Here is a 7,749-nt window from a genome sequence, read left to right on the forward strand (position 1 = left end):
GCAGAAGCGCACCATGTCGATCGACGTCAACAACGAGTCCGGAACCGAGGTCGACGAGCAGGCGATCCTCGACATCGCCCGCTACGCCCTCACGCGGATGCGCATCCACCCGCTCTCCGAGCTCTCGGTGATCGTCGTGGACGCCGACGCCATGGAGCAGCTGCACATCCAGTGGATGGACCTCCCCGGTCCGACCGATGTCATGTCCTTCCCGATGGACGAACTGCGTCCGCCGAACAAGGACGACGAGGAGCCCCCGCAGGGGCTCCTCGGTGACATCGTGCTCTGCCCCGAGGTCGCCGAGCAGCAGGGCAAGGACGCCGAGACCGAGCACTCGATGAACGAGGAGCTCCAGCTCCTGACCGTGCACGGAGTGCTCCACCTCCTCGGTTACGACCACGAGGTGCCGGAGGAGAAGACCGAGATGTTCGGTCTGCAGGCCGCCATCGTCGACGGCTGGCGGGCGGAGAAGGGCATCACCGGCCCCTCCCCGGCACCGACCGTTTCATGAGCGCCCAACTGATCCTCGGCGCCGTAGCCCTGGTCGTCGTCGCCTGGCTGGCGGCCTGCGCGGAGGCCGGCATCGCCCGCGTCTCCACCTTCCGCGCCGCCGAGGCCCTGCGGGCGGGCAAGCGCGGCAGCGCCAAGCTCGCCCAGGTCGCCGCCGACCCCACCCGCTACCTCAACGTGGCGCTCCTGGTGCGCGTCGCCTGCGAGATGGCGGCGGGCGTCCTGGTCACCTACGGCTTCCTGGAACTCTTCGACAAGACCTGGCAGGCACTGCTCGTCGCCATCGCGGTGATGGTCCTGGTGAGTTACGTCGCGGTGGGCGTCTCCCCGCGCACCATCGGCCGCCAGCACCCGCTGAACACGGCCACGGCCTCGGCGTACGTCCTGCTGCCGCTGGCCCGCATCATGGGCCCGATCCCGCAGCTGCTGATCCTCATCGGCAACGCCCTCACCCCCGGCAAGGGCTTCCGCAAGGGGCCCTTCGCCAGTGAGGCCGAACTGCGCGCCATGGTCGACCTCGCCGAGCAGGAATCGCTCATCGAGGACGACGAGCGGCGCATGGTCCACTCGGTCTTCGAGCTCGGCGACACCCTGGTGCGCGAGGTGATGGTGCCGCGCACCGACCTGATCTCCATCGAGCGCTTCAAGACGATCCGCCAGGCGCTCACCCTGGCACTGCGCTCCGGCTTCTCCCGCATCCCGGTGACCGGCGAGAACGAGGACGACGTGGTCGGTGTCGTCTACCTCAAGGACCTGGTCCGCAAGACGCACATCAACCGCGACTCCGAGTCCGACCTGGTGTCCACCGCGATGCGCCCCGCCGTCTTCGTACCCGACACCAAGAACGCCGGGGACCTGCTGCGCGAGATGCAGCAGGAGCGCAACCACGTCGCCGTCGTCATCGACGAGTACGGCGGCACGGCCGGCATCGTCACCATCGAGGACATCCTGGAGGAGATCGTCGGCGAGATCACCGACGAGTACGACCGTGAGGTCGCCCAGGTCGACGAGTTGGGCGACGGCCGCTTCCGGGTCACCGCACGGCTGGACATCGACGACCTCGGGGAGCTCTACGGGCTGGACGAGTTCGACGACGAGGACGTGGAGACGGTCGGCGGTCTGCTGGCCAAGGCGCTGGGCCGGGTGCCGATCGCGGGCGCCTCGGCCACCGTGGAACTGCCGGACGGCCGGATGCTGCGGCTGACCGCGGAGTCGCCCGCAGGCCGCCGGAACAAGATCGTGACCGTGCTCGCGGAGCCGGTGGACGCGGCGGAGAAGCAGTCGTACGACGGCTGAGGCCCGGTTCTGCGCGGCCCTGACAGCGGACTGCGGACACCGGCCCTTGAGCGAGCCGGGCGTCATGGGGGCGGAGATACTGGTCCCCATGACGCCCGATCAGCTCCGTGCCTTCTGCCTCGAATTCAACGCCTGTGCCGAGGAGTTCCCCTTCACCCCCGAGACGTCCGTCTTCAAGGTGCTGGGCAAGGTGTTCGCGCTGAGCGCCCTGGACTCCGTACCGCTGAGCGTCAATCTCAAGTGCGACCCCGACGAAGCACTGCGGCTGCGCGCCGAGCACCCGGCGATCGTCCCCGGCTGGCACATGAACAAGCGCCACTGGAACACCGTCACCCTCGACGGCTCCCTGCCCGACAAGCAGGTGCGCGAGCTGATCGAGGACTCGTACGACCTGGTGGTCGCGGGCATGCCGAAGGCGGTCCGGCTGACGCTGGACCGCCCCTGACCTGCGGCTGTGCCGGAGTTACGGTCGCGGGGCCCGCCGCCGCAGGCCGAAGGCGGTCAGCGCCGCCGCGACGACCAGCAGTGCCGCGTCGATCCCGATCACTGTCCGTACGCCGGTGAGCAGATCGCCCCGAGTGGTCGCCAGCACCCCCAGCAGTGGGATGCCGATGGTGATGCCGACCTGCTGGGTCGTGGTGACCAGCCCGGTGGCCAGCCCCTGCTCGGAGTCCGGCACCCCGGAGGTGACCGTCACCCCGTACGAGATGATCGCGGCCAGATGCGCCATGCTCGCCAGCGACACCGCCGCGGCGGCCAGCAGGGCGCCGGACTCCGCACCGATGCCCAGCAGCGCCGCCGTCAGCAGCCCCTGGACGAGCAGCGCACCCGTCAGCGTGCGGCGCGCACCGATCCGGCCGATCAGCTTGGGGGCGAACGAACCCGCCACCACCGACAGGACACCCTGCACACCGAAGACCAGACCGGTCATCGACGCCGACAGGTGCAGCACCTCCTGGAGGTACAGGGTCAGTACGAAGACGATCGTGCTCATCATCGAGAAGGTCAGCAGTCCGCCCAGGTTGCCCCAGGCGACGGTCGGCCGCCGCAGCATCGGCAGCGACACCAGCGGGGACGGGGAACGGGACTCCACCAGCACGAACGCCACCAGCAGAGCCACCCCGACGACCAGCGCGATCAGCACGTCCGGCTCACCGAAGCCGCGCTCGGCGGCCGAGGACAGCCCGTAGATCAGGGCGAGCAGCGCGCCGGTGACACTGACCGCACCGGGCACGTCCAGCCGCGGCCGCTCCGGATGCCGGGATTCCGTCAGCACCCTCGGGGCCAGCGGCAGCACGATCAGGGTGAACAGGGCGAGCAGCCCCATCGTCGAGCGCCAGCCGAGGGCGTCGGTCATCACACCGCCCAGCACCATGCCGACGGTGAAGCCCAGCGAGAGCAGGGTGCCGCTGATGCCCAGCGCCCTGTCGCGCTGCGGGCCCTCGGGGAACGTGGTGGTCAGCAGCGACATGCCGGTCGGCACGATCGCGGCGGCGCCCATGCCCTGCAACGCCCGGCCCACCAGGAACGAGCCCGGGTCCCAGGCGAACGTGGCCAGCAGGGACGCGGCCCCGAACACCACCAGCCCGGTCAGGAACAGTTTGCGCCGCCCGAAGAGATCGCCGACCCGGCCGAACAGCAGCAGGAACCCGCCGGACGGCAGGGCGAACGCGGTCACCGCCCACTGCAGTGCGGACTGGCTCATCCCGAGGTCGGCGCCGAGCGCGGGCAGCGCCACGTTCAGTACCGAGAAGTCGAGGGCGACCATGAACTGCGCCGCGCACAGCACGAACAGGACCAGCGCCGAACGGGCCGGCGTGAGAGGGGACTTGGAGGGAGCTCCGGGCCGTGTCCGGGGCTGCCCCGGAGCGGCGGTGGGGGAGGTGTCGAGTGCCATGTCCCACACTCTGGATCTCCCGGAATACCTGTGGGGAGCGGGTACTTATCCTGGTGGCCGCAACACCACCCAGGGGGAGTCACCAGATGGCAGCAGAACGTGCGAGCGCCCGGAGTGCCGATCGCGGGGCGACGGACCGCAGGGTGACCGCCCGCGAGGTGACCGGCCTCAAGGCCCACCGCCTGGGCGAGCTGCGGGAGTTCCTGCGCAGCCGCCGCGCCCGCATCAGCCCCACCGAGGCCGGACTGCCCGACGGCGGCGCCCGGCGCCGTACCCCGGGGCTGCGCCGCGAGGAGGTCGCGGTGCTCGCCGGGGTGGGGGTCAGCTGGTACCAGTGGCTGGAGCAGGGGCGGGACATCACCGTCTCGCCGCAGGTCCTGGACTCCGTCGCCCGGGTGCTGCGGCTGACCAGCACCGAACGCCGTCATCTGTACGTGCTGGCCGACCTCAACCCGCCCGCGCCCGAGGTGGACCCGGCGGACGAGGACATGTGCGCGGGGCTGCGCCGGATGATCGACGCCTGGATGCCGTTCCCGGCGCACATCATGGACCCGTACTGGAACACCATCGTCTACAACGACGCCGCCGCGGCCGTGCTCGGTCTGCGCCCCGGCATCGTGCAGAACTGTCTGATCTCCTTCTTCACCGACCCGGTCTACCGGGCCAGGGCGGCCCGCTGGGAAGAGGTGGCGCCGCAGGTGGTCGCCCAGTTCCGGGCGACCTGCTCGGAGCGCGGTGAGGACGAGGGGTTCAGGGAGGTCGTCGCGCAGGCGAAGGCGGCGAGCGAGGAGTTCGCCGCGCTGTGGGAGCGCCGGGACATCGCCCCGGGCGGCCAGCTGCACAAGGAGCTGCACCACGCGCTGGTCGGCGACCTCTCCTTCGAGACCACCCAGCTGCGCATCCCGGCCCGCCCCGACCTGGCGATCGTGCTGCACACACCCCGCCCGGACACCGGCACCGCCGAGAAGCTGCACTGGCTCGCCTCGCCGGAGGGACGCCGGGAGGGGATGTATCCGGTCGCGGGCTGAGGGGCAGGGAAAGCCACCCTCCTTCCCAGGGGCGGACCCAGGGCGGACTCAGAGCGGCCCCAGAGCGGCCCCAGGGCGGACCCAGGGGCGGCCCCGGAGCGGACCCAGGGCGGAAAGCCGCCCTCCCGGAGACCACGGAGCCGGGGCTTCCTATGCTCAGGTCCATGACCACACCCCAGGAAGCCCCCCTCGGCCCCGAGGACCAGAAGCTGATCACCCTTGCCCGCAGCACCCGCGCCCGCAACGGGGTGCCGGAGGGCGCGGCCGTGCGCGACGAGACCGGGCGTACGTACGTCGCGGGCAGCGTCGCCCTCCCCTCCCTGAACCTGACCGCCCTGCGGACCGCCGTCGCCATGGCCGTCGCCAGCGGCGCCACCTCCCTGGAGGCGGCAGCGGTCGTCACCTCCGCCGACGCGGCCGCTCCGGACGACCTCGCAGCGGTACGCGACCTGGGTGGCCCGGGCACCCCGGTCCTGGTCGCGGGCCCGGACGCGGCACTCAGGGCACGCACCGAGGCGTAGACCGCCCGGTGTCCCGAGGGAGACGGCGGGGCGCAGCCCCCTCCCCATGTGGCACAGGGCACACCCCGCCCGGACGGGGGCCGGGCGACCCCCGACCGGCCCGCCCGCCCCCGTCCCCGCCCGCCCGCATGACACCCACGCCGGGACCTTCGGCCCGGGCCTTTCGCCCCTGCGCCCCCCCTCCCCCCGACCAGGACCTTGGGCCCCCGCACACCTCACGAAGGTCCGTGGATCCGCCCCCGCCCCGCTGGGAGTGTGGAGGCACGCCGAACGGGACAGCAGCGAAGTCCCGTCCCGGCGGTCCACGTCCCCCAGAGTTAGGTCACCGCGTGTTCTCCTCCCTGATCCGCACCACCGCCGCCCGTCGCCTCACCGGTTCCCTCGTCGCGGCCGGTGCCGCAGCGGGCCTCGTCCTGGCCGGCTCGGGCAGCGCCTCTGCCGCCGGCAGCGCGAACTGGTCGGCGGTCGCCGCGTGCGAGTCGGGCGGCAACTGGGCCACCAACACCGGCAACGGCTACTACGGCGGTCTCCAGTTCACCCAGCAGACCTGGGCCGCCTTCGGTGGTACCGCGTACGCGCCGAGCGCCCACCAGGCGACCCAGGCGCAGCAGATCGCCGTCGCCGAGAAGGTCCTCGACGCCCAGGGCGCCGGCGCCTGGGGCGGCTGTGGTGCCAAGGCCGGCCTGGCCTGACCCGCCCGGCGGAATACCCCCGCACATCACATTCGGTCGCATCCGTCGTCGATGCGATCACCGAAGGGCCGACCTCTGGTCGGCCCTTCGGCGTACATCGGGGAGAATGGGGCCCATGAGCGCTCGTACTCCCGAAAACCCCGCAGCCGACCCCGCCCCCCACCGGGCCGGCTTCGCCTGCTTCGTGGGCCGCCCCAACGCGGGCAAGTCCACCCTCACGAACGCTCTGGTCGGCAAGAAGGTGGCCATCACCTCCAGCCGCCCGCAGACCACCCGGCACACCGTGCGCGGCATCGTGCACCGTGAGGACGCCCAGCTGATCCTGGTCGACACCCCCGGGCTCCACAAGCCGCGCACGCTGCTCGGCGAGCGCCTCAACGACGTCGTGCGGACCACCTGGGCCGAGGTCGACGTGATCGGCTTCTGCGTGCCCGCCGACCAGAAGCTCGGCCCCGGCGACAAGTTCATCGCCAAGGAACTCGCCGGGATCAAGAGGACCCCGAAGATCGCGATCGTCACCAAGACCGACCTGGTCGACGGCAAGCAACTGCGCGAGCAGCTCCTGGCGATCGACGAGATGGGGCGTGAGCTGGGCATCGAATGGGCGCAGATCGTGCCCGTTTCGGCCGTCGGCGACCAGCAGGTGTCGCTGCTCGCGGACCTGATCGCGCCGATGCTCCCCGAGAGCCCGCCGCTGTACCCGGAGGGCGACCTCACCGACGAGCCCGAGATGGTGATGGTCGCGGAGCTGATCCGCGAGGCCGCCCTCGAAGGCGTCCGCGACGAGCTGCCGCACTCCATCGCGGTCGTCGTGGAGGAGATGATCCCGCGCGAGGACCGGCCCAAGGACCGCCCGCTGCTGGACATCCACGCCAACGTCTACATCGAGCGCCCCAGCCAGAAGGGCATCATCATCGGCCCCAAGGGCCAGCGCCTGAAGGATGTCGGGACCAAGTCCCGCAAGCAGATCGAGGCACTGCTCGGCACCCCGGTCTTCCTCGACCTGCACGTCAAGGTCGCCAAGGACTGGCAGCGCGACCCCAAGCAGCTGCGCAAACTGGGCTTCTGAGCTGGGCCGTAACAGCCGACGGGCCGACCCCGCAGTACACGACGAAGGCCGGGTGGGCCGGAAGAAGTCTTTCCGGCCCACCCGGCCTTTTCGCATGCGTTACGGCGACGGAAAAGGGCGGCCCCCGCCGGGGGACCGCCCTTCTGTGTCACTTGGGTCAGGCCTTGGGCGCCTTCAGCGCCTCTTCCTTCAAGACCTCGTCGACCAGGTGCGCCGGCGTCGAGGGGACCTTGTCGCGGCTGGGTGCCGGGTAGGAGAGGTGTGCGAGGCGTGCCTGTTCCTGGCGCATGTGGGCGAGGGATTCCAGGATGTAGCCGACCAGGAGGACGAGCATCGCCACGATCATGATGGCGGAGGCGAGGATCGCGGTCGGGAAGCGGGGAACGGTGCCGGTGCTGGCGTACTCGGAGAAGACCGGGATGGCGATGATCACGGAGATGAGTGCGAGCAGGGCGGCGACGACGGTGTGTACCAGGGAGGGGCGTTCGCGGCGGGCGAGGTTCATGATGACGCGCAGGATGCGCCAGCCGTCGCGGTAGGTGCGCAGCTTGCTCTCGCTGCCTTCGGGGCGGTCCTTGAAGCCGACGCCGACCTCGGCCATGGGCAGCCGGAGGTTCATGGCGTGGATGGTCATCTCGGTTTCTGTCTCGAATTCTCGGGACAGGGCGGGGAAGGACTTGATGAAGCGGCGGGAGAAGACGCGGTAGCCGCTGAGCATGTCGGTGACGTCGTTGCC

General features: G+C 71.0%; 8 protein-coding genes and 1 pseudogene. 7 read left to right on the plus strand and 2 right to left on the minus strand.

Going from position 1 to position 7,749, the window contains the following annotated elements; genetic code table 11:
• Positions 1-13: 13 nt before the first annotated feature.
• The 3 genes from ybeY (at position 14) to ACIA73_RS17655 (ending at position 2,251) form a co-directional block, all read left to right on the plus strand.
• The gene (gene ybeY / locus ACIA73_RS17645) at positions 14-511 is read left to right on the plus strand and encodes an rRNA maturation RNase YbeY (RefSeq protein WP_399439420.1); all 498 of its coding nucleotides are present in this window, start codon (positions 14-16) and stop codon (positions 509-511) included.
• The gene (locus ACIA73_RS17650; RefSeq protein ID WP_399439421.1) at positions 508-1,806 is read left to right on the plus strand and encodes a hemolysin family protein; all 1,299 of its coding nucleotides are present in this window, start codon (positions 508-510) and stop codon (positions 1,804-1,806) included. The genes ybeY and ACIA73_RS17650 overlap by 4 nt, the downstream gene beginning before the upstream one ends.
• 88 nt (positions 1,807-1,894) lie before the next feature.
• Positions 1,895-2,251 carry an MmcQ/YjbR family DNA-binding protein gene (locus ACIA73_RS17655; RefSeq protein WP_399439422.1) on the plus strand — a complete coding sequence of 119 codons (357 nt, stop codon included), beginning with the start codon at positions 1,895-1,897 and terminating at the stop codon, positions 2,249-2,251.
• An 18-nt stretch (positions 2,252-2,269) separates the two neighbouring features.
• Here the strand turns inward: ACIA73_RS17655 and ACIA73_RS17660 are convergent, their stop codons facing one another.
• The gene (locus ACIA73_RS17660; RefSeq protein ID WP_399439423.1) at positions 2,270-3,703 is read right to left on the minus strand and encodes an MFS transporter; all 1,434 of its coding nucleotides are present in this window, start codon (positions 3,701-3,703) and stop codon (positions 2,270-2,272) included.
• An 86-nt stretch (positions 3,704-3,789) separates the two neighbouring features.
• Between ACIA73_RS17660 and ACIA73_RS17665 the strand changes: the two genes are divergently transcribed.
• The 4 genes from ACIA73_RS17665 to era all read left to right on the plus strand — a co-directional run bounded on the left by ACIA73_RS17665 (position 3,790) and on the right by era (position 7,013).
• Positions 3,790-4,731, plus strand: a complete 942-nt coding sequence (locus ACIA73_RS17665) for a helix-turn-helix transcriptional regulator (protein WP_399439424.1) — start codon at positions 3,790-3,792, stop codon at positions 4,729-4,731.
• A gap of 152 nt (positions 4,732-4,883) precedes the next feature.
• Positions 4,884-5,252 carry a cytidine deaminase gene (locus ACIA73_RS17670; protein WP_399439425.1) on the plus strand — a complete coding sequence of 123 codons (369 nt, stop codon included), beginning with the start codon at positions 4,884-4,886 and terminating at the stop codon, positions 5,250-5,252.
• Between the two features lie 329 nt (positions 5,253-5,581).
• Positions 5,582-5,944 carry a transglycosylase family protein gene (locus ACIA73_RS17675; protein WP_399439426.1) on the plus strand — a complete coding sequence of 121 codons (363 nt, stop codon included), beginning with the start codon at positions 5,582-5,584 and terminating at the stop codon, positions 5,942-5,944.
• A 106-nt stretch (positions 5,945-6,050) separates the two neighbouring features.
• Positions 6,051-7,013 carry a GTPase Era gene (era, locus tag ACIA73_RS17680; protein ID WP_399439427.1) on the plus strand — a complete coding sequence of 321 codons (963 nt, stop codon included), beginning with the start codon at positions 6,051-6,053 and terminating at the stop codon, positions 7,011-7,013.
• A gap of 157 nt (positions 7,014-7,170) precedes the next feature.
• On the opposite strand, the pseudogene ACIA73_RS17685 reads toward era, so the two are convergent.
• Positions 7,171-7,749 (minus strand): annotated as a pseudogene (locus ACIA73_RS17685) (glycosyl transferase); the annotation flags it as partial.

This window comes from Streptomyces sp. NPDC051561 (assembly GCF_044454195.1).
In the GTDB taxonomy this organism is placed as follows: Bacteria; Actinomycetota; Actinomycetes; order Streptomycetales; family Streptomycetaceae; genus Streptomyces.

Excerpts from the sequence above, each read along its gene's own strand:
- ybeY (WP_399439420.1), top strand. The coding sequence starts at position 14 with ATGTCGATCGACGTCAACAACGAGTCCGGAACCGAGGTCGACGAGCAG.
- ACIA73_RS17650 (WP_399439421.1), top strand. The coding sequence starts at position 508 with ATGAGCGCCCAACTGATCCTCGGCGCCGTAGCCCTGGTCGTCGTCGCC.
- ACIA73_RS17655 (WP_399439422.1), top strand. The coding sequence starts at position 1,895 with ATGACGCCCGATCAGCTCCGTGCCTTCTGCCTCGAATTCAACGCCTGT.
- ACIA73_RS17660 (WP_399439423.1), bottom strand. The coding sequence starts at position 3,703 with ATGGCACTCGACACCTCCCCCACCGCCGCTCCGGGGCAGCCCCGGACA.
- ACIA73_RS17665 (WP_399439424.1), top strand. The coding sequence starts at position 3,790 with ATGGCAGCAGAACGTGCGAGCGCCCGGAGTGCCGATCGCGGGGCGACG.
- ACIA73_RS17670 (WP_399439425.1), top strand. The coding sequence starts at position 4,884 with ATGCTCAGGTCCATGACCACACCCCAGGAAGCCCCCCTCGGCCCCGAG.
- era (WP_399439427.1), top strand. The coding sequence starts at position 6,051 with ATGGGGCCCATGAGCGCTCGTACTCCCGAAAACCCCGCAGCCGACCCC.